This is a genomic window from Bradyrhizobium sp. WSM1417, assembly GCF_000515415.1.
Taxonomy (GTDB): Bacteria; Pseudomonadota; Alphaproteobacteria; order Rhizobiales; family Xanthobacteraceae; genus Bradyrhizobium.
In genome coordinates this window covers 2,824,631-2,843,120 of record NZ_KI911783.1, presented here as the reverse complement: position 1 = coordinate 2,843,120, position 18,490 = coordinate 2,824,631, and the positions used below count along the sequence as shown (strand labels likewise).

The 18,490-nt window shown below is 56.1% G+C and carries 19 protein-coding genes; 4 read left to right on the top strand and 15 right to left on the bottom strand.

The window, feature by feature from the left end:
- Positions 1–254: 254 nt before the first annotated feature.
- The 9 genes from BRA1417_RS0113685 to BRA1417_RS0113645 all read right to left on the bottom strand — a co-directional run bounded on the left by BRA1417_RS0113685 (position 255) and on the right by BRA1417_RS0113645 (position 8,952).
- Complete coding sequence (locus BRA1417_RS0113685) at positions 255–941, bottom strand: PEPxxWA-CTERM sorting domain-containing protein (protein ID WP_027516235.1); 687 nt, start codon at positions 939–941, stop codon at positions 255–257.
- A gap of 631 nt (positions 942–1,572) precedes the next feature.
- The gene (locus BRA1417_RS0113680; protein ID WP_027516234.1) at positions 1,573–2,199 is read right to left on the bottom strand and encodes a PEPxxWA-CTERM sorting domain-containing protein; all 627 of its coding nucleotides are present in this window, start codon (positions 2,197–2,199) and stop codon (positions 1,573–1,575) included.
- Between the two features lie 513 nt (positions 2,200–2,712).
- Positions 2,713–3,363 carry a PEPxxWA-CTERM sorting domain-containing protein gene (locus BRA1417_RS0113675; RefSeq protein ID WP_084462227.1) on the bottom strand — a complete coding sequence of 217 codons (651 nt, stop codon included), beginning with the start codon at positions 3,361–3,363 and terminating at the stop codon, positions 2,713–2,715.
- 110 nt (positions 3,364–3,473) lie between these two features.
- Entirely contained in the window at positions 3,474–4,508 is a 1,035-nt protein-coding gene (locus BRA1417_RS0113670; protein ID WP_027516232.1) for a PEP-CTERM sorting domain-containing protein, read from the bottom strand.
- Between the two features lie 154 nt (positions 4,509–4,662).
- A complete protein-coding gene (locus tag BRA1417_RS0113665; RefSeq protein ID WP_156948736.1) occupies positions 4,663–4,914 on the bottom strand; it encodes a hypothetical protein in 252 nt (83 codons plus the stop codon).
- Between the two features lie 453 nt (positions 4,915–5,367).
- Positions 5,368–6,054, bottom strand: coding sequence for a PEP-CTERM sorting domain-containing protein (locus tag BRA1417_RS41755; protein WP_051448337.1), 687 nt, complete (start codon positions 6,052–6,054; stop codon positions 5,368–5,370).
- Between the two features lie 394 nt (positions 6,055–6,448).
- Positions 6,449–7,051, bottom strand: coding sequence for a hypothetical protein (locus tag BRA1417_RS44010; protein WP_156948735.1), 603 nt, complete (start codon positions 7,049–7,051; stop codon positions 6,449–6,451).
- Between the two features lie 124 nt (positions 7,052–7,175).
- On the bottom strand, positions 7,176–7,400 hold the full coding sequence (locus tag BRA1417_RS0113650; RefSeq protein ID WP_027516229.1) for a hypothetical protein: 225 nt from the start codon (positions 7,398–7,400) through the stop codon (positions 7,176–7,178).
- A gap of 370 nt (positions 7,401–7,770) precedes the next feature.
- Entirely contained in the window at positions 7,771–8,952 is a 1,182-nt protein-coding gene (locus BRA1417_RS0113645; protein ID WP_027516228.1) for a glycosyltransferase family 2 protein, read from the bottom strand.
- A 163-nt stretch (positions 8,953–9,115) separates the two neighbouring features.
- On the opposite strand from BRA1417_RS0113645, the gene BRA1417_RS0113640 reads away from it, so the two are divergent.
- Positions 9,116–10,318: a glycosyltransferase gene (locus BRA1417_RS0113640; RefSeq protein WP_027516227.1), complete on the top strand. Its 1,203-nt coding sequence runs from the start codon at positions 9,116–9,118 to the stop codon at positions 10,316–10,318.
- Between the two features lie 35 nt (positions 10,319–10,353).
- Here the strand turns inward: BRA1417_RS0113640 and BRA1417_RS0113635 are convergent, their stop codons facing one another.
- From BRA1417_RS0113635 to BRA1417_RS40395, 4 genes are all read right to left on the bottom strand, one after another.
- On the bottom strand, positions 10,354–11,037 hold the full coding sequence (locus tag BRA1417_RS0113635; RefSeq protein ID WP_027516226.1) for a metallophosphoesterase family protein: 684 nt from the start codon (positions 11,035–11,037) through the stop codon (positions 10,354–10,356).
- A 146-nt stretch (positions 11,038–11,183) separates the two neighbouring features.
- Positions 11,184–12,086, bottom strand: coding sequence for an exosortase (gene xrt, locus BRA1417_RS40400; RefSeq protein WP_084462226.1), 903 nt, complete (start codon positions 12,084–12,086; stop codon positions 11,184–11,186).
- Between the two features lie 77 nt (positions 12,087–12,163).
- Positions 12,164–12,385, bottom strand: a complete 222-nt coding sequence (locus tag BRA1417_RS0113625) for an XrtV sorting system accessory protein (RefSeq protein WP_027516225.1) — start codon at positions 12,383–12,385, stop codon at positions 12,164–12,166.
- A gap of 51 nt (positions 12,386–12,436) precedes the next feature.
- Positions 12,437–13,315 (bottom strand): SurA N-terminal domain-containing protein, encoded by an 879-nt coding sequence (locus BRA1417_RS40395; protein WP_156526808.1) that lies wholly within the window; start codon positions 13,313–13,315, stop codon positions 12,437–12,439.
- 267 nt (positions 13,316–13,582) lie between these two features.
- Here BRA1417_RS40395 and epsI point away from each other — a divergent pair, with 267 nt between their 5' ends.
- A complete protein-coding gene (gene epsI, locus BRA1417_RS0113615; RefSeq protein WP_035969360.1) occupies positions 13,583–14,281 on the top strand; it encodes an exosortase-associated protein EpsI, V-type in 699 nt (232 codons plus the stop codon).
- Positions 14,282–14,428: 147 nt separating this feature from the next.
- Positions 14,429–15,040, top strand: coding sequence for a serine protease (locus BRA1417_RS0113610; RefSeq protein WP_156948734.1), 612 nt, complete (start codon positions 14,429–14,431; stop codon positions 15,038–15,040).
- A gap of 42 nt (positions 15,041–15,082) precedes the next feature.
- On the opposite strand, the gene BRA1417_RS0113605 is transcribed toward BRA1417_RS0113610, so the two are convergent.
- Together BRA1417_RS0113605 and BRA1417_RS0113600 are read right to left on the bottom strand one after the other, a co-directional pair.
- Entirely contained in the window at positions 15,083–15,892 is an 810-nt protein-coding gene (locus tag BRA1417_RS0113605; RefSeq protein ID WP_027516222.1) for a CpsD/CapB family tyrosine-protein kinase, read from the bottom strand.
- A gap of 13 nt (positions 15,893–15,905) precedes the next feature.
- The gene (locus BRA1417_RS0113600; RefSeq protein ID WP_027516221.1) at positions 15,906–17,261 is read right to left on the bottom strand and encodes a sugar transporter; all 1,356 of its coding nucleotides are present in this window, start codon (positions 17,259–17,261) and stop codon (positions 15,906–15,908) included.
- Positions 17,262–17,538: 277 nt separating this feature from the next.
- Here BRA1417_RS0113600 and BRA1417_RS0113595 point away from each other — a divergent pair, with 277 nt between their 5' ends.
- On the top strand, positions 17,539–18,375 hold the full coding sequence (locus BRA1417_RS0113595; protein ID WP_027516220.1) for an ExeA family protein: 837 nt from the start codon (positions 17,539–17,541) through the stop codon (positions 18,373–18,375).
- Positions 18,376–18,490 lie beyond the last annotated feature (115 nt).

The following is an 18,490-nucleotide window of genomic DNA, read 5'->3' as shown; positions in this document are numbered from 1 at the left end:
TGTTTGTAGATCAGCACCTCGCCTCTCATCTAAGCGCCGTCTGGCATTCGATACCGCGCGCCTTCTGAGAGACGATCGGGAGCGCTGTGAGGTCGGGTTGCTGATCGCTCGCGATCGTGCGGATCGAAAATAGACCGGTTGTCTTCGAGGATATTGCTAACCTTCCTTGAACCACCGGCCGCGACCCGTCCACGTCGAGGTCAAGAAAAAGCCGCCCAACTGAGGCGGCTTTGGTTGTCGATTTGAGGCTGAGTTCAGGCCTGGCGGAACGAAGGCTTGTTCTTCTGTCGATACGCCATGAAGCCCAGGCCAGCGAAGCCCAGGATCATCATCGCCCACGTTGAGGGTTCAGGAACTGCGCCGACCGTTCCTACTTGAAACGCGTACCAATCTTCACGAACGGGATTGGTCCACGAAATGGAAGTGTACGTCCCGAAGAACTGGATCGTGCCGTTCCCTTCGACACCAGTAATGGTCTCATTGTTCTTTACAATCGACACACCGTTGTACTGCGCCGATGGACCGCCACTCTGTATCGTGAAGACAGGAGAATTGAGGAAGTCGAACTCAGCATTAATACCACCTTGACCGAGGCTCCAGATCGCGAACACGGGATTCACGACGGGCGTCAAGAAAGTCACAGTATCAATTACGCTGCCGCCGCCGATGAGCCGAACGGAAGTTTGTCCGTCTGCGGGGGCGTTGCTGATAGAGCCGCCGCTGAAAGTACCTGCGGGAGTCTGATAAATAATGTCAGTCCGGATCTCTTGCAGCTCACCGCTATAAGTAACACCGACACTACCGCTGGTACCGCTGACAGCTCCTCCAGAGTTGCCGGTTGAGGAGGGGGTGCCCCACGTCGTCCAGTTAATGACCGCTGCGTTGGCTCCGGCGGTAGTCGCGGTGAAAGCCAGGACCGCAGCAAAAAGCAATTTGCGCATAAAAACTCCTCCCATTTAAGTTAACTAATGGCAATGAGTGGGTCATTGGGCGGCATTTGTCAAGAAACCATAAGAAAATGGAGGCTGCTGGGCCGATCTCGGCTTTTTTCACCGTTCAAACTACGGTTTAAACCATACCCGCTTCTCGGGGAGCCGCTCCAATGGCAGTTCATTGCATAACCCTACGGGAACCGGTCGGGCTGCCGCTTTCTATTCGGCCTCGTCGCAGCTTTCCGCAGCCCGGGCCTATATCGACTTTGGGACTTCAGCGGGCGGCCGCTCAATGCTGCTACATGCACCGCGAAGTAAAGAGATGTTGGCCGGCTCTACCGCCATCCTCCTGTTTGGGCAGCTCTGATTCAGTGGCCGTCATTCGGCCTGTTCGTAGATCAGCACCTCGCCTCTCATCTAGGGCCGTCTGGCATTCAATACCGCGCGCCTTCTGAGAGCCGATTGGGAGCGCTGTGAGATCGGGTTGCTGATCGCGCGCGATCCTGCGGATCGAATCAAGCGATTGTCTTCAAGGATACTGCCAACCTTCCTTGAACCACCGTCCCTGACCCCGTCCACGTCGAGCTCAAGAAAAAGCCGCCCAACTGAGGCGGCTTTGGTTGTCGCTTTGAGGCTGAGTTCAGACTCGGCGGAACGAAGGCTTGTTCTTCTGTCGATACGCCATGAAGCCCAGACCAGCGAAGCCCAGGATCATCATGGCCCAGGTCGAGGGCTCGGGGACCGATGCAATTTGGTCAGGAGCGAAGTTTGCCGACAAGAGATCGCCGGTCTTCTTGCTATCGCTGTTGTTGGTAAAGAAGGCGACCTTGAGATGTGGGTTGCTGAAATCGAGGCCATCGCCGCTGGGCGTGAAATCGATATTGAAGACCATGTGATTGGTCAGTGTGAGATTGGGAGTCCAATTGAAGCAGGCGGAAGCCCCACCGCCATTAGCGCAGCCAACACCCGCGCCGGTCACCTGCTTTCCCGGGACGCCGCCCACGAATTGCGAATTTCCGAGATAAGCGGCCGAGGCCGCGGAGAATGAACCGACATTTCTGACGTCGAATGCGTCGAGGAATTTGACGGGAGCCCAATTCCCGGTGGCGTCCAGGACACCATCAAGCGTCAGCCGGAGCGTATCAGCGTCAACAACGTTGAAGGTGAAGGTGACGTTTTGGCTAACCAGAGACGCTGAGGCTCCGAATGTACCCCAAAGGAGGGCTACGCCGCCCAGTATCGCGGTCCTGAAGGTCCTGTGCCTCATAACCGATTCTCCAATAATTCAGCGTTTAAATATTTAAGTTCCGCGATATTAATAATGGTCCTGAGGGAAATGTCGAGTCACCTACTGAGAAAGTGTGCCCTCGGTTAATTCAGCGGCCTCGCTTTGATCGATCCAATAGACGCCAGGTCAGACAACCTAAAGTTAACCTTCAACGACTAGGATCCGACTCTGCCCGGCCCAATCCCGGACAGGCCTTTTGGTAAGCTTAAACCCCAGCCCCGATCTCAACCCGGTGCTGGGGTTTTTGTTTGAACAAGGGGATTGCGTAGCGGGACCCGTTCGGATTGGCGAAGCCCGCAGTCCTTCAACCGAATGTTGGGCCCTCGCGGGGATCCAGACGCATTGTTGGGCAGTCGACTGACAACGCTGGCAAAACTCCGGGCGCAGCCTAGCGCAATAACAAAAAAGCCGCCTGGAGGCGGCCTTCTCGTCGTCGCACTTAATGAGGCAATCTTAGGCCACCACCCGCGGGGGACCTTCGAATTTCACGTGCTACGATGTAAGCATTGCGCTCGCGCGGCGGCGATAAGTGACAAAGCCAATCCCCGCGAAACCAAGCAGCATCATCGCCCAAGTTGATGGCTCGGGAACGGCGGAGATCGTGACGCCGCCAACAACACCGCCATATGCGCCTTGGTCATTGCTGAAGAACGACAAGGTCTCTAAGCCACCCGTCGTGGTGAACAGGAAGGAGTGATACTCGTAGTTCAAGCTGTGATTGCTGTTGATCGTGGCCAAGTAAGTATAGCTGTTGCTAATTGCCGGCGTGGCCGGCGAGAGCGTCACACCGATGCTTTTCTCGGCCGGCAAACCGTCGGGGTTGCCAGAGAGGTAAAAGCCGAGGAGGTACGTGCCCGGACCAAGGTCGAAAGTCTGAGCAATTCCACCCTGACCGTTGCCGTTCAGGTCAACGCTGTTGCCGCCTGTTGCGGCAGGACCATTCCAGTAACTGCCGATGAAATCGACACTGTCGCCGGTCACTGACCAAGCGCCCAGGCTAGATCCTCCAGCTACCGTCTGGAAGGATCCGGAGCCGGGAGGTGAATTAAAGAGCCCGTCAGTGAACGGTGCTGCTGATGCTTGCACACATGTTGCTGCGAGGAGTGCGCCAGCAATAGCTACTTGCTTTAAATAGGATTTCATCTAACTCTCCGAATTCAAATAAATCTAGCGTGAACTTACTCGTTTCCGTTCGCAGGTCAATGGCTGGGTCTCGCCAGTACTGCATTACTACCCGACAAAACACTCTCTGTTCAGACGATCAGCCGTTCTGCAGAGCCGCGCTGAAAGCGCGCATGGCGGCCCGCGGTGTGCACCTTGCAACAGCTGAGACTGAGCGAAGCGCCGTCCACCTTACTGCTCTTGCGACAGGCGACGACGCCGAGACCCAGGAAGCCCGCGATCATCAAAATCCAGGTGGAGGGCTCAGGCACCGCTGTGGTCAAGAACTGGACCTCGCTCAGCATGATCCAGGGTTCGAGCCCCCCATTGGTCATGGGACCCGTCGCGACACCACCAGCGGCTTCTTGAAGGAAACCGCTGATAGGATCACAGAAGACGGTGCAACTGTACGCGTTGTTGTAAGCACCCAAGACGTGATCGTTGAAATAATCGATCCCATCTTGCTGCAACTCTCCGCGATCGAACCTCAACTGGAATATCGAGTCGGACGAGACCGTCCCAAATCCAGCCAGCAGGAGCTGTGCAGCGTTGCCGCTGAGCGACGTGGTCTGAAGCGAGGCGCCGGATACCAGGTTTCCGTTGATCCAAAGATCGACTGCGCCCGGGGCTGCTACCAGGCCGTTCGAGTCCCCGAGGAGCGGGTTGTAAGCCGCAGCATAGATTGCGATCGAACTGACGCTTTGACCGGCCGCAAGGTGGAAGGTGATCGTTGGATCCTGATACTTCCAACCGACATACTGCGTCGTCCCGCCGGCGTAAGCCAGGTTATAGGGGGTGCCGATGACCGTTCCACCGGTCGCGATGCTTCCGCTGACCATGGAATAATTTTCTTTGGCGATGACGCCGTCGGTGAGCAGGCCAGTCCCTCCGGTCAGCTTTCCAACTTGCGGCGTAGAGTTGTTGGGGACCGGATTGTTCGATCCATTGGTCGACGCATTGGCGCCGTTGTAAGTAAAATCAAGGTAGTCGTAGCCAAACGTATACTGGGTCGACCCGTTGCCGTTATTCATGTCGTAGCTGGTCACCGACACAACGCCCGCAAGCGCGGACGACGACGCCAGGCCAGCGGCCAGAAACGCAGCGAACGAAAACGAGCGAGACAGCATTCCAAATTCTCCAGCAGTGCCCGAACGCGGACCCTTTAACCCGTTGTTTAGCCTGTTCCCGACCCCATGTCGTTAATTTGGCGGAAACCGGACAGCTTTTTTTTAAATAGCATCCGTAACGTTAAGGTGGTGATGCCCAGTTGCTCCTGCGGCCTTAGTTCTTCTGACCGCGATTCTGGTTCAAAGGATTTGGCACGGGCTCGAATTCATTGGTGTAGCCGTCCGAGGCAACGCCCCTGAACACCAGAAATCCCCGCGGGGTCACGATGATGTCGCCCTCACGAAGAAGCCCGTCGTTCTTGGCGATGTCCACAGCGATGTTCTGGGCTTCTTCCGGGCTCGGCGCCGGCCGCTTGATGCGCGTCGTTTCCGCCGCGGCACACCCGACCCAATCCAGGAGAAGCATCGCGAGTCCGACGATCAAATTGGAAGGCCACGCATTTGAATTGGCCACGGATGATACCTTCTCAGGATGTACGCGACACATAGGCGAAAAGGTCGCCCCCCGAAGAAGGTCGGACATGGACTTCGCCCCGGCCAAGCCGGACGAGAGCCGCTTCGCGAAAGCTACGCCGCGCGTTGTCTTATTCCCATTGCTTCCCAGCTTGCGCCGGTCGCATGCCCTGCCATTGAACGGTAGATTGCCAATCCGAGAGCGGCCGTCGCGACCCCACACGTGAGGAGGAAGCTGCTGCATGCCGGAAAGCAGTCGATGCAAGTGCCAATAATGTTCATGGCATGTCTCCTTGTTAAGGCGCGGGCGCCCCTCTCACGTCTTGTTAAGACCCGGGACACCATCCCGAAACGAGAAAGGCCGCCAAAATGGCGGCCCTTCGTTATTGGATGTATCTTCGCACTTTTACGCGAGACGGAACGAAGCGCCGCCCGTCTTGCTGCGCTTGCGGTAGCCCATGAAGCCGAGGCCCAGGAAGCCCAGCATCATCATCGCCCAAGTGGCAGGTTCGGGAACCGCCGGAGCAACGAAGCTATCAAGCTCGAACGAGTTCTGACCGGAAGTGATCACGACTCGATTGAAGGCGTCGGTGTCACTCAGCGTCACAAATCGGTTCGAGTTATCTGAAACCTGGTTCCCGTCCGCGGTAAGCTGAGGGGTCACACCAGATCCGAACAGCTGTCCCACCTGCGTGTTGCCGTTGTAGAACGTGATTTCGTTCGAGGGGTCAATAGATCCCCAAAACAGCGAAATCGAATTGGTCAACCCAAAGCTAACTTGCAGCAGGCCATTGAGCAGCACCGAGACGTAAGTATTGCCACTCGGAAAGCCCGCAGGATTAGCGCCGTTGCCGTTGCTACCCTGCTGCGTAATCGCCAACGGCACGGAACCGATGTTGGAGAACGACACGCCAGAGCGAGTGAAACCAGCAGCGGTGATGTTACCAGTGCCGACATCTTCAAAGCCAATGGCATTCGCGGGCCCAAGGTAGCCAGGCGCGCCAGCCGTCACAGTTACGACCGCCGCGTGGGCGGACGACCCCAAGGCTACTGCAAAAGCTAGCGCAGCAATGCCCTTTCCAATCATTTTCATCGATGAAACTCCTTCTTAAGGATTACAAAATTGCCGACAGCCCTTGCTCAATAAAGTGTAAATTTGTTCTAGTCAATCAATATTTAAAATTTAAGGAGATTAAATGCCGCAATCCCATTGAAGCTCGTTTTGGCCGGGGAATCACTGAGCAGCAAAGTTAGGCTTATCATCCGGCTTCGCGTACCCAGAGTTGTATTGAAGCAGCCTCGATTTGAAAAGGCCGGGGCCATCACATTCAGCGCCAATCGGCCACGGGGACATAAGTGGGTAAGGCAAACTGCGGGCTCGCGCATCGGGGCGCGTGACCTATCATTTGACCTCGCTCGGACGGTCTTAAGGGTCACTCTATGTAATTGGACTGCCCGCTCGCTCGTGGGACAGGGCTTCAAAGCCCTCAGAGAAAAGGGGTGAGACGCTGTCGGCGCGCCTTGGATCTACGAGAGGCGCGGCTCACGATCCCAACGCCCAGGAAGCCAACGATCATCATCGCCCAAGTCGACAGCTCTGGGACTGCTGCCGTGACCGATATATCGTCAAAATCCAAGAAAGCTGGACTATCCGAGCCTACGAAAGACAGCAAACCATTGTTCTGAGTGGCAACGACGGTATAAGAATACTGCTGATATATCGATATATCGAGATTACTCAATGAGGCGAACGTCGTTCCTCCCAAGCTAACTGAGAAGCTGTTCGGAGTTGCCACACGAAACCCATCGGCCTCGACCTGAAGCCAAAATGAGATCGTGTAAGCTGTGCCCGCCATTGTCGGGATGGACTGACTAAATGATGAGCTATCTGCCGTGCCGATAAATGCTCCATAGTCTCCCGTATGAGGGGCAAACGTATCGATACCGGTGTAGGGAGGAAACCCGCCACCGCCAACTATAGTCCAGCTAGAATCGCCAGCCTCAAACCCACCATTGGACACTAAATTCGCGGAGGCCTGTGAAGCAAATCCGACAACGAGGGCCGCAGCCATAATCGATCTAAATATCATCTTCCCAGTCCCCCAAATAACCTACTCATGATTCGGTTGTCACGAATCTCAGCCAAAATAAGATTCTCGTCAATGACTATTCAAAAAGGACTTATATCCTGTCGATTTGAATCGCGGAGCCTCATTAAGAGGCTGACTTGAACTTTTCCATGCTTAAGCAAATCGTCGACGCGAAGCGATTTTGTCGATCATCCGCGATTGGAAGCTGAATGGTGGTCAATTCCGACAATGCTTTAGCAACTGAAGCAACTTCGCCACTCATGGTCTCGGCAAGATCTAACTTACGCTTAACGACGTCGTCGGCGGCATTGAGCGCCGCCAGCAGCACTCGCGTGATCGGGTCGGGCATGTGATTCGACATGTCTTTCAGGACCTCTTCGGAGCCGGCATGCCCACTTACATCGAGTGCTTTGAGTCTTGAAGCGACATATGCGCTTGCTTAAGGAATATCTTGTCGCACCGTGACATTTCTGCAGCAGCCGCAAGTACTCAGTCGACAGCGCAAAGTTGAACTCCGCAGATGCTCGATGGCAGGATTCAATCCTGGATCTCGCGCGATAATTGGCTACCGCATCAAACTGTCGACGTTGACAGGTTCTGCATAATTACTATGCAGTTGAGGCGACGCGGGCACCTCTCAACCGCTGAAGCACGGATAAGCCAGGTAGTTTCAAAGATCGCCGAACTTGGTGCCCGGGCAGTGAGGCACAGCGCTTAAACTATTCCGGTCTACCGCGATCCGTGCGTACCCACTCGGAAGAGCTCCGACGCGCAAGGACTCCCAAGAGACGGAACCTTCGCAAAACTTGCCCTAGCACCAAAGGAATTCGCGATGCGGGCAAAATGTCCCGGCCAAATTTCAGCCAGGCCAAGGCCAGCGCTCCGGCAAGCAACGAGAGGTTCAAAACGGCCAACACTGTGGGAAGCAACGCCCCTCCGAGCCACGCATAGATGCCTCCCAGCGCCACCATGCCCAACGCTATCAGTATGAGAAGCGACAATGGGGGCACGAGGAGATCACACGCGAGAACCAGCGCGTCCAAATTGCGCGTCGCGATCGACGCCGCCACTAACCGGGGGACGTAACCCCCGATCATGCGCAAGTGCCCCTCGATCCAACGTTTCCGCTGACTTTCAGCACCTCGCTCTGTTGCTGCAAACTCGCTGGTTACTCGGACTGTCGGCAGGAAGCGAGCTGGTGTGCCGCCTAAAGCCAGGTCCAATCCCAACTTCAAATCCTCGACGAGGTTGCCGCTGGCAAGTGGCGCTAACTCAATCACCCCCCAGGGGAACATCATCCCCGCACCCGTCAGTTGTACCGGTCGGCCAAAATGATGTAGCCCCAGTGGCCTTATCCAGTTCTTCAGCCGCCAAGCTAACTCTGCGACAAGTTGGTCGACCTGAACGCCCTGCGCGCTTGTCATGAGATAAAGCGTCTGAACAGGCTGACCCGTTTGTGCACAATGGTCGAGCGTCTTTGAGACGAAGTCTGGCTGCAGCCGACAATCCGCATCCACGAAGAGAACGAATTCAGGCGGATTGTCTTTTAGATGGGCGATAGCCCATGCCATTGCGTATCCCTTGCCTCGTCGATCTGGCTCGTCGCGCAGGAGCACCTCCGCGCCTTGTGCGGCCGAAACTGCTGCCGTATCGTCGTTGCAATTGTCGGCCACCACGAGCAGACGATCGCACTCTCTCAATTGAGGGATTAGGTCCATCAAGGTGGGGATGATGCCGCAACTCTCGTTGTGAGCCGGTACGGCAATGACGACCGGGCCGGGCGTCTGGGGGATTTGCACATCCACCTTATCGCGCGAAGCTACCGCTCCCAGCACTTCGACAAAGAGCACCAGCGTGGGAATTAACGCCAATGCGTTCAATGCTGTAAGAAATACCAACATCCATTGCTTTCCGCAGGGCCGAGGATACTCATTGGGGTCAACAATGCTCCAACAAGAACGGTCTGGTCGCCTTACAGCTATTCACTGCTTCCGAAGCTACAAACAGGACGACCCAACAGTCAAATCTCCATGCCCAGTTCGAAGACACCTCAAGATCGAACCAATGAAAATCGCCTATCTGGTTAATCGCTACCCGGCAGTCAGCCACAGCTTTATCCGAAGAGAGATTCTCGCGCTCGAACGTCAAGGGCACGAGATCTTGCGCATCTCAATCCGAGGGGGCAACGAGGACCCTCTCAGCCCAGAAGATCAGATTGAAGCGCAGCGCACACATTTCGTCCTTCATCGGGGCGGCAGGGGCCTTCTGCTCGCATTCCTTTGTGTGCTTACATCGCGACCAGTTCACATGGTTAAGGCCCTGGCATTGGTATGGAGGCTGGGGCGACGGGCGGAACGACCGTTTCCGGTCCACCTTGTTTATCTGATTGAGGCGTGCCTGATCTATCGTTTGTTGCGGGCCGAAAACGCGCAGCATCTCCATGCCCATTTCGGCACCAACTCCGCTGAAGTCGCAATGTTGACCCACGCGTTGGGCGGGCCACCTTGGAGCTTCACAGCCCACGGTCCGGAGGAATTCGACAAGGCCGGTTTCATTGGCTTGGCAGAAAAGATCGGGTCCGCCAGCTTTGTTGTCGCAATCAGCTCGTTTGGACGCAGTCAACTTTTCCGTCAGATCGGCTACGAACAATGGAAAAAAATAAGGGTTGTGAGGTGCGGCCTTGAACCCGCCTTCTACGAGCATGACACAATAAGGCAGCCGACTGAGATACCCCGACTTGTTTGTGTTGGAAGACTCTCTGAGCAAAAAGGGCAGCTGTTGCTGCTGCAGGCTGCAAGACGGCTGATCGACGCGGGCGTCAAATTCGAGCTTGTTCTTGCGGGCGATGGCGAGATGAGAGCAGAGCTGGAGCACAGCATCGAGCAACTCCAGTTGCAGGCGGTCGTGCGAATTACGGGCTGGATCACAAGCGACCAAGTGCGGGGGCACATCCTGGCCTCCAGGGCGCTGGTCTTACCAAGCTTCGCAGAAGGCCTTCCCGTCGTACTCATGGAAGCCATGGCGCTGCGACGTCCCGTGATCAGCACTTTCGTCGCGGGTATTCCTGAATTGGTCGAGCCGGGCAAGCACGGCTGGCTTGTTCCCGCGGGAGACGTGGACAGCCTTGCGACCGCCATGCAGGCTTGCCTCCAATGCTCCGACGAGGAGATCGAAAGCATGGGAGAGAGCGCTCGAACAAAAGTCATCGATCTTCACGACATCGATCGTGAGTCCCTGCGTTTAGCCGAACTGTTTCAGGCAGCGTAGTTGAAACAGGCCTAGCTCTTTCGGGGCGGTCGTAATCAGAGCGGACTTTCGACTACCTCTAGAAACTCGACCGCTCCCCCAGGATGCTCTTCTGCAAACACTCCCACGACGAGACGCCCCGTCTTCCAGGCCATTGCATCCAAGTTTGTCTTGCCACTTGACACTAAAGGTGCCCGTTCGTCCGCATCATGTCCGTGGACAACATGCCGGCTGCCATACCCCGACGCCCCTCGCTTGGGATAGCGCTTCCATAGCAGCGTCCGTTCGCTTTGCTGGCTGAGAGGAAGCCGTGAATCCAATCCTGCATGCACAAATACGCGCTTCGAGTCGGCAAACAGGGTCGGAAGCTCAGCAATCCATGCCAGGTGATGCGGTGGAACCACAGTCCGAAGCGGCATGCCGGGAAGGAACTCGCCGTAGGAAGCCAACGTCTCGTTGCCCCCGTTCTCGATCCACCACGTAGCTTCGACAAGATTGTTGCAAGCCTCCCACATCATCGCCTCGTGATTCCCCTTCAAGGCCGTTAGCTGCAAATTCGGAAACGACCACCGCATCAGGAATTCGATCACCTCGCGGCTGTTCGGTCCTCGATCAACGTAGTCGCCCAGGGTGATGACACGCGCCGTCTGAGGACCGACGTGCTCGAGAATCCGCGACAACGCCCGCTCGAGTAAATCGAGCCGGCCATGGAGGTCAGGAATGGCATAGGTAAGACTCATGGTCAGCCCTTAAGAGAGCCACCGTGTCGCGGCGGATTTCCTGAGAGAACCGCATCGATTGGGCCCGACATTAGGCTAGAACCTTTGTCGGCGCCCCTACCCCACTTAGTCTTGGACAACGGAGCTCAAGATCACCGGCGGGCGTGTCACGTAGCAGCCACTTTGCCCCGCGATCTCGTCACGAGGCTACCGATAATTCCGAGAACACCGTCGAAAGCGAACAGGAGGAGAAGCGCTGCCACAAACAGGCTGATTCCTGTCAGATCATGAATGGTGCCCTCGATAAGATCAGGGCCGCCATAGTAGGCCATCAGCACCAGCGCAAACACGCGGAAAAAGTTGGCGAGGATCGTAATAGGAATGATCCCCAATATGAGCATGAAGCTGCGGAGCTTTTCTTTCCATCTGAATGCGTAGACGTAAAACACCCCGATCGCGGACAAGGCGAAAATCGAGTTCATGCCGGAGCAAGCATCCTTGACCAGGAGCTGATAGGATCCGATCATGATCATGACGCCGTTCTGCGCGACAGGGAAGCCCGCAGCGTAAAGGACTCGAGTCACCGTATCGGAAATGAAGACCTTCAACGGGACCGTCATTGCGTCGACGAGCCAGTCAGGCATCGGCACCGCGAAGACCAGAAAGCTGAGCGGAAAGGCCAAGGCCCGAAGCGTAGGCCAACCCGCGCAGATCAGGATCGATCCAACGATCACCGGCAAGATCGACCCCATTTCGACGGTCAGCAGCCCTTGCTGCAACCGCGAAAGGTACAAAAACACCAATCCGATGGCCAAGATGGCCCAACCCATGACCGGTGCAGGTGCGATCTTGGCGCGCATCACGCGGTCGCGCGATTGCCAAATCAGCCACAGCGTCGCTGCGATGATAAGGGGACCGTGGCCCTCCTGTTCCGTCTGCCATGGGCCGTTAATCAAGCCTCGAATGGTGGGCGTGTAGGCGCCGAGGATGGCCACCCCCATCAATACGGGCCCGAGCAGGGAAGCGGACAGACCAGTTCCAAGCGACTTGCGGATATGGATATCGGTCATCAATTCAAGCTCTGTAATTAAATATCAATTCCACCTGGACGTAGAAACTAGCATCGCTTGCCTGCGCCAACAATCGACTATCTCTTGAGGACCAGTGCGGCAAACCCTATTCCCGCCAGGATCAAAATTCCGGCGAGGATATAATGCCCGGCATTGCCGACCTGATTGGCAACGGCAAACACGATACCTGACAGCATAAAATAGACGAGAGTCCGGATCTCGCGGTCGGAGAACTGAAAGAAAGCGATGACCAATCCGACAAAGCTCGTAACGGTGACGACGTCAAATAATGTTGCCATGTTCCACGCTGGTGAAAAGGGAATGGCTGGGCGGACGAACTCGAATGCGGGTCATTGCGACTTGGGCTCCCCCTGCTTCATGAGGTCGGCGTACTCGCCCTCGTATTTGGCTTCGAGTTTCGCCGAATAGGCCGCAAGGCCCAATTCTGCTGCAAGGGCGTCCGATCGGATCATCTGCCGCGCCAGATTGACAGCGGCATCTCCTTCGATCGGACGAGCTTCCTCAGCCCTGACCTTGAAGAAGAGCCCGTTTGAGCCGATCCTGGTGAAGAAGATATCATCGTCCTTCCGCTTTTGAATTAATCCGACAAGCTCCTCAGGCAGGTCGCTGCTCGAGAGTACGCCGAGCTGGCGACCATGTGGAATTCCGCTTGTTGTCAGTTGCTGAAGAAGTTCGTCCAGCGATTTGGCGTCCTTGTTGGCGTTTACAAAATTCTGGGTGGCAGGAGTGAGCGGAATGACGACTTCGTCGACGCTGAACAGCTTGCGATCGGCGAACTTCCATGTGTTTTTCGCGATGTAGCGGTCGATATCGGCTTTGGTCGGCGCTTTGGCTGATGCTGCGCGGTTCAGCACCGCGTTGCCAAGAACCTGCTCACGCACGCGCAATAAATCCAACAGGACTCCCGGCTCGCGGTCCAGTTTCGCGTTCATGGCCTGCTGCAGCAAATACTTGCGAACAACGATCTCACCGAGGACGCGCTTTAGAACCTCTGGATCTTTCTGTTTGTCCGGTGTGATGCCGGCCAGCCTGAACTCATTGTCGAGCTCCTGCGTCGTAATGACCTCGTTGCCCACGCGAGCGACCACCTGCCCTTTGGTAGCAGCTGCCTTCTCCCCGCTTTGCTGACCGCACGAGGCCAAGGCAAGACCGGACGCGGTCAGGAACAGGGCCAGGCCCCAAGTGCGCAAATTGGCAAGCCTTTTCACCTGACGCTCCGTGTTTGCAGTTGATCATGATACGCGCCGAGCGGCCTAGACTTGCTCGGAACAGGAAATGTAAGCTCAATCATTAGGTGGCTATACCGCGGCCGTCGAGACACGAGGTTGAGCCGGGCTTAAATTCAGATATTTAGATTAATGCCGGGATTTATGGACAATGAACCTCTCGTGACGATTTCGTGAGGTAATTCAGGGCTGTCGCCCCTATATTTTGGGCCAATGGACGGCTATCGATTGTTTGAACAGGAGCACACAATGAAGTCCAACCGAGTTGGGGTTGTTCTCGCGGCAATTGCAATTGCGGGGACCGCCATAGCTGCCGAGCTGTTTGCGCCCCGGCAATTGATGGCCCGTACCACGGCTTCCCAAAGCCTGGAAACAGTCATTCCGAAACAGTTCGCGAACTGGAAGCTTGTCCCCGAGATCAGCCCGGTCAAGCCTGTAGACCCCGAAGCTTTTGTGCAGCCCCCGGATCCCCTCTCCGCGAAAGTTTACAGCCAGGAAGTGGCACGGGGCTACACGGATGGCGCCGGTCACATCGTCATGCTGCTGGTCGCATACGGCCCGGTGCAAAATTATAAGCTCAAGGCGCACCGCCCCGAGATCTGCTACACGGCTAACGGATTTCGCGTCTCGGACAAGAACAGCTCCAGCCTGAACTATTCCGGTGGGTCGCTGAAGGTCACGAGGTTGATTGCAGAGCGCGAGTCGCGCTTCGAGCCTATCACCTACTGGATGAAGATCGGCGATGACGTCTCGAACGGGGTCGTCGACAATCAGATCAGCCGTTTGAAATACGGCTTACGCGGCATCCTTCCCGACGGGTCCTTGTTCAGAATATCGACGATCGGCCTGAGCAAGGAAGCTTCGTTCAAATTGCAGGATCAATTCATCAAGGATTTGCTGGTTGCGCTGCCTGCCCAGGAAAGAGGCTTCTTCCTGGGAAAATCCTGATTGCCCTGGATCACGATGCGCTCGGTAGGCAGGTACAACACAGGTGATCATTCTCGCTCCGCAGGTCGCAGAGCAGCTGGTTCTTTTGTTGGGCTCTTGGTGTACCTGACGTTGCAGCTCCCGACGGCTGGAGCGGCTACCGCACAGATGCCGGAAGATACTCTGCTTGCTTATGCGGTGAATATCCACCAGACCCCCATGCAGACATGGGGGCCTGGCTACGGCATTTTTCTTGGAAAAGGCAAATTCCTGACGGCGGCTCACGTGGGGGGGCGAACCTGGTTCACACGGCCAAAAGTCACGATCGCCGATCATGAGTACCCCACCCAGGTCGTCAAGGAGGGCAAGCTCGAGGGAACGGACCTCACTTTGCTGGCCGTGGAAGAAAACCTCTTGCCCATGCGGTTGAGGCTACGGCGCCTGCGTCTGTGTGACGCTCCGCCTCGACCAGGCCAGGAGGTCGTCACTGTCATCCCTGAAGCCGTCGTTCGCTCTCACATCATTGCCCCTGACCGAATTCCGCTGGGAGCTCGGCGCTTCAGCACAGCCATTGTGGACGTGGCTAAGACGGGCAACTCGGGATCAGGCGTTTTTGACGTGAAGGAGAAGTGCCTGCTTGGCATCATGAGTCGTAAGATCAGCCAAAAGCGGATCAATCAGGTCACCAAGAAAGAAGAAAACTACGACGTCGCGAAGTACTTCGTACCTGCGGCAGAGATTGCGGCCTTCGTTCCCCCCGGAACGATTGATACGCAATGAAACGACCTCCGTCGTCCCTCCTACTTGATCGATCGATGCTACTCAATAATAAGACCCGTAGTAGGTATCCACATCCTCCGACACCTTGTTCACGACCACTCGCACGACCGGGACACGGTCTAAGTGTTTCTGACATTCTTTGACGTCAGCCACGGATGAGCTTCCCACGCCGGTCACGAGCAAGACGGCATCCATGCGAGGAAGAATGGAAATCACGTCATCGCCAAGCAGCATCGGGGGCAAATCAAAGATCACTGTGTGGGACCGGAACTCCCGCTTGATTGCCTGAAGCAAGGTCGTCATCGTCTGCGAAGACATCCATTCAGACGAGCCGGACGTCGGTATCGAGCCAGGTAACAGGAACAGGCTGTTAGGTCCCACTCCCGCTTTGATGACAGCGGACGAAATCGGCACCTGCCCGTCCAGCACACTCAGCACCCCGCCGCTCGGCGGCAAGCCGAGGTAGTTTGCGACCATTGGCTTTCGTAGATCGAGATCCACAACCACCGCAGAACGTTCAGGAAGCCTCGCAATACTCATCGCCAGATTGCATGCGGTCACGGTTTTTCCGCATCCAGCTGTAGGCGAGGTAATGGCCAGGAATTGCCAGTTCTTCTTGTCCATCTCCTGAAGCACCTGGGTCCGCAGCATGTCGTAATAGCGACCGCTTTCGCTCCCGGTCGCGAACGCCACAATGCGATTGGCCTCGAGATGATCCACATCGAGGCGCACTTCGCGCGCGGACGCAGTCTCCTGCCCCGTTGCAATCGGCTTCGATCCACCGATGAACTCCTGATGTGCCAGACTGTCACCGGAGCGCGCGAGCTCCACGGCCTGCTTGATCGAGTCCATGGGAACCTCTGAGTTACCGGAACAGCCCTGCCCGCGCCTTGGCGAGCATGAGATCGAGTGGTGGCAGGAAGACGTAAGCGCCGCCAATGAGGCTGACCACAATCACGACCGCCAGCACGATTGCCGCGATCTTGCGGCGCTTCGCGCGGCGCAACTCGGCCTTCGTTGCGATATAAGGAATCGGGACGATAAGACGGTTGTCAACAATGGTGAACAAATCGCTGCTGCGCCTGACAGCCTTGTCGGTCAGTTCAAGGACAAAGGAGAGGCCCGCGCCGGCTGCCAACGCGAACGCAATGGTGAGGGCTAGCAGCTTCGGGCGATGCGGCTTGATGGGTTCCTGAGGAGCGGTGGGCTGCTCGATCACCTCGAGCTTTTCGGACTGCTGGTCCTTCTCGAGAGTTTCGCCAAGCCTCGCGGCCATCAGCTTGGCCGTGGCAGCTTCGAGGTTCTTTTGTAGACCCTCCTGCTGTGCAACAAGGGCATCCAGGCTTGCAGCCGCCGCAGCGTCGTTTCCATTCGCTGCCGGCGGTTGAGCCACATTCTCCATCGCCTTGATCTGGCGCTTCAACGTTTGGATCATCGGATGCTTGTCCGAATAAAGCGCGCTCTTCTGGACTAGCTCCGCCTTCATTTGCGCAAGCGTGCTGGGCGGCTGATCCTGACCGGACCCCGTTGCAGGTTTGCCCTGAGCAATCCGAATCTGAGCAATCTTTGCATCTAGCGCCGTATTCTCGGTCTGCAGACGTTGGACCTCTCGAGACAGAAAGCGCGATGTATCGGTCGCACGGCTGGTTCGGTCGCGAAGGTCTTCATTCAAAATTCGCGTCATCAGCTCGTTGGCAACACGAGCCGCAACGGCTGGATCCCCATATTCAAAACCAACCGAAAAGACGATCGTCGGATTCTCCAAAGCCGCCCGCGTCTGCCGCTTGAAATCCAGGATCGGATCGACTGGCGCGATCTTGGTGGATTTCTTCATCAGGTCGACCAACTCGGTGACCGACATTAGCGTCCGCTTCTCGGGGAACAGCTGGAATTTATCAGCGATCGCGATGAGATTATCGCGCGTCATCGTGCGCTGTTGAATAACCTGGATTCGCTCTTGCGCGGCGCTTGTCACCGTTGGTCGCACGAGTTCCGTCGGGATCTGCTGTGACTGGACGAGGATCTTGCCCTCGGAAAGGTAGGTCGGCGGCCAGATCAGCACGGCCGCGGTTCCTGCCGCCGCAATCAAGACAAACGGAACCAGGAAAACGACCCAACGTCGTTTGATGATGTCCAGATAGTAGGATGGTCTCAACAGATGCGACCGGTCCTGTTCCACCGGAGCGTCAAAACTGTCCTCGAAATCGATCTTCTGCAGCATGGTCTTATGGAACCCGGTTGCTCACGACCTGCAAAGCGCGGAAACGTCTCTTCAGTGGGCCCAGTCCGTGCGCGGTATGAAACTTTGAAATGATTTTAGCATCGAAATTGCATGGAGGCTCATGAATTATTGCGTCGCGACAGCTTTTAAATCGTCAGCCTTAATGATGATCTTGAGTCGTTTGTTTAGGCAATTTCGTTCAAGACTTGGCAATCGATAGCGAGCTTTCCGAGGGTTCAGCTATAAGGCGGTCGAGGTAGGCTAGAGAAACGGCAGGATGTACGAGTCATTTTACCAGCTGCGCGAGAAGCCCTTCTCGATCCTGCCCGACCCGGATTTGATCTATTGGGGCAAGATGCACTCTATGGCGTTCACGATGCTGGAGTTTGGCATCATGAACAACGCCGGGTTCACCGTCATCACCGGCGAGATCGGCTCCGGCAAGACAACCCTCGTTCGGCACCTGCTCAAGAAGCTCAGCCCAACGCTGACACTGGGATTGATTTCCACGTCGCCGCAAGGACGCGAGGAGCTTTTGCAGTGGATCCTGATGGCGTTAGGGCAACCGTTTGACGGAAATTATCCTCATCTTTTCAAGAACTTGCAAGACTTCCTCCATGGCCAATTTGCAACTGGCCGGCGAACGGTCCTGATCATTGACGAAGCGCAAAATCTCGAGCCGGAAGCCCTTGAGCACCTGAGGATGCTTTCAAATATCAACGCGGACAAGTTCCAAGTATTACAACTTATACTTGTGGGGCAGCCCCAGTTGCGAGATTTGCTCCTGTTGCCGAAGCTGCACCAATTCGCCCAGCGGATTTCGTCGGATTTTCACTTGCGACCGCTGGACGCCCGGGAGGTTGCCAACTACATCGCCTTTCGCCTTCAAGCCGTTGGCGCCCCACGCCCGCTGTTTACCCAGGAGGCCTGCGCATTGATCGGGGACGCCAGCGGCGGGATTCCCCGAATGATCAATGTCCTGTGCGACACCGCTCTGGTGTACGGGTTCGCCAATGACCAAAAGGTCGTGAGCGATCAATTGGTTCGGGACGTTATTGCAGACAAGCAACAGTACAGCATTTTTCCCGTGAAGCAGCTGTCCCGGGTTCCCTAAGTAGCTGAAATCCATTATTTTCCCGCTGTTGCCCGCTCGGGCAGGTCTTCGCTTGAGTTCTTCAGCAAAGATTAGGGTTAATACTTTAACTTCGCACATCCGAGCCTTCGCGAAG

What these genes read in the sequence shown, in the direction of transcription:
- BRA1417_RS0113685 (WP_027516235.1), bottom strand. Translation starts at nt 941, where the DNA reads ATGCGCAAATTGCTTTTTGCTGCGGTCCTGGCTTTCACCGCGACTACC.
- BRA1417_RS0113680 (WP_027516234.1), bottom strand. Translation starts at nt 2,199, where the DNA reads ATGAGGCACAGGACCTTCAGGACCGCGATACTGGGCGGCGTAGCCCTC.
- BRA1417_RS0113675 (WP_084462227.1), bottom strand. Translation starts at nt 3,363, where the DNA reads ATGAAATCCTATTTAAAGCAAGTAGCTATTGCTGGCGCACTCCTCGCA.
- BRA1417_RS0113670 (WP_027516232.1), bottom strand. Translation starts at nt 4,508, where the DNA reads ATGCTGTCTCGCTCGTTTTCGTTCGCTGCGTTTCTGGCCGCTGGCCTG.
- BRA1417_RS0113665 (WP_156948736.1), bottom strand. Translation starts at nt 4,914, where the DNA reads ATGCTTCTCCTGGATTGGGTCGGGTGTGCCGCGGCGGAAACGACGCGC.
- BRA1417_RS41755 (WP_051448337.1), bottom strand. Translation starts at nt 6,054, where the DNA reads ATGAAAATGATTGGAAAGGGCATTGCTGCGCTAGCTTTTGCAGTAGCC.
- BRA1417_RS44010 (WP_156948735.1), bottom strand. Translation starts at nt 7,051, where the DNA reads ATGATATTTAGATCGATTATGGCTGCGGCCCTCGTTGTCGGATTTGCT.
- BRA1417_RS0113650 (WP_027516229.1), bottom strand. Translation starts at nt 7,400, where the DNA reads ATGCCCGACCCGATCACGCGAGTGCTGCTGGCGGCGCTCAATGCCGCC.
- BRA1417_RS0113645 (WP_027516228.1), bottom strand. Translation starts at nt 8,952, where the DNA reads ATGTTGGTATTTCTTACAGCATTGAACGCATTGGCGTTAATTCCCACG.
- BRA1417_RS0113640 (WP_027516227.1), top strand. Translation starts at nt 9,116, where the DNA reads ATGAAAATCGCCTATCTGGTTAATCGCTACCCGGCAGTCAGCCACAGC.
- BRA1417_RS0113635 (WP_027516226.1), bottom strand. Translation starts at nt 11,037, where the DNA reads ATGAGTCTTACCTATGCCATTCCTGACCTCCATGGCCGGCTCGATTTA.
- xrt (WP_084462226.1), bottom strand. Translation starts at nt 12,086, where the DNA reads ATGACCGATATCCATATCCGCAAGTCGCTTGGAACTGGTCTGTCCGCT.
- BRA1417_RS0113625 (WP_027516225.1), bottom strand. Translation starts at nt 12,385, where the DNA reads ATGGCAACATTATTTGACGTCGTCACCGTTACGAGCTTTGTCGGATTG.
- epsI (WP_035969360.1), top strand. Translation starts at nt 13,583, where the DNA reads ATGAAGTCCAACCGAGTTGGGGTTGTTCTCGCGGCAATTGCAATTGCG.
- BRA1417_RS0113610 (WP_156948734.1), top strand. Translation starts at nt 14,429, where the DNA reads ATGCCGGAAGATACTCTGCTTGCTTATGCGGTGAATATCCACCAGACC.
- BRA1417_RS0113605 (WP_027516222.1), bottom strand. Translation starts at nt 15,892, where the DNA reads ATGGACTCGATCAAGCAGGCCGTGGAGCTCGCGCGCTCCGGTGACAGT.
- BRA1417_RS0113600 (WP_027516221.1), bottom strand. Translation starts at nt 17,261, where the DNA reads ATGCTGCAGAAGATCGATTTCGAGGACAGTTTTGACGCTCCGGTGGAA.
- BRA1417_RS0113595 (WP_027516220.1), top strand. Translation starts at nt 17,539, where the DNA reads ATGTACGAGTCATTTTACCAGCTGCGCGAGAAGCCCTTCTCGATCCTG.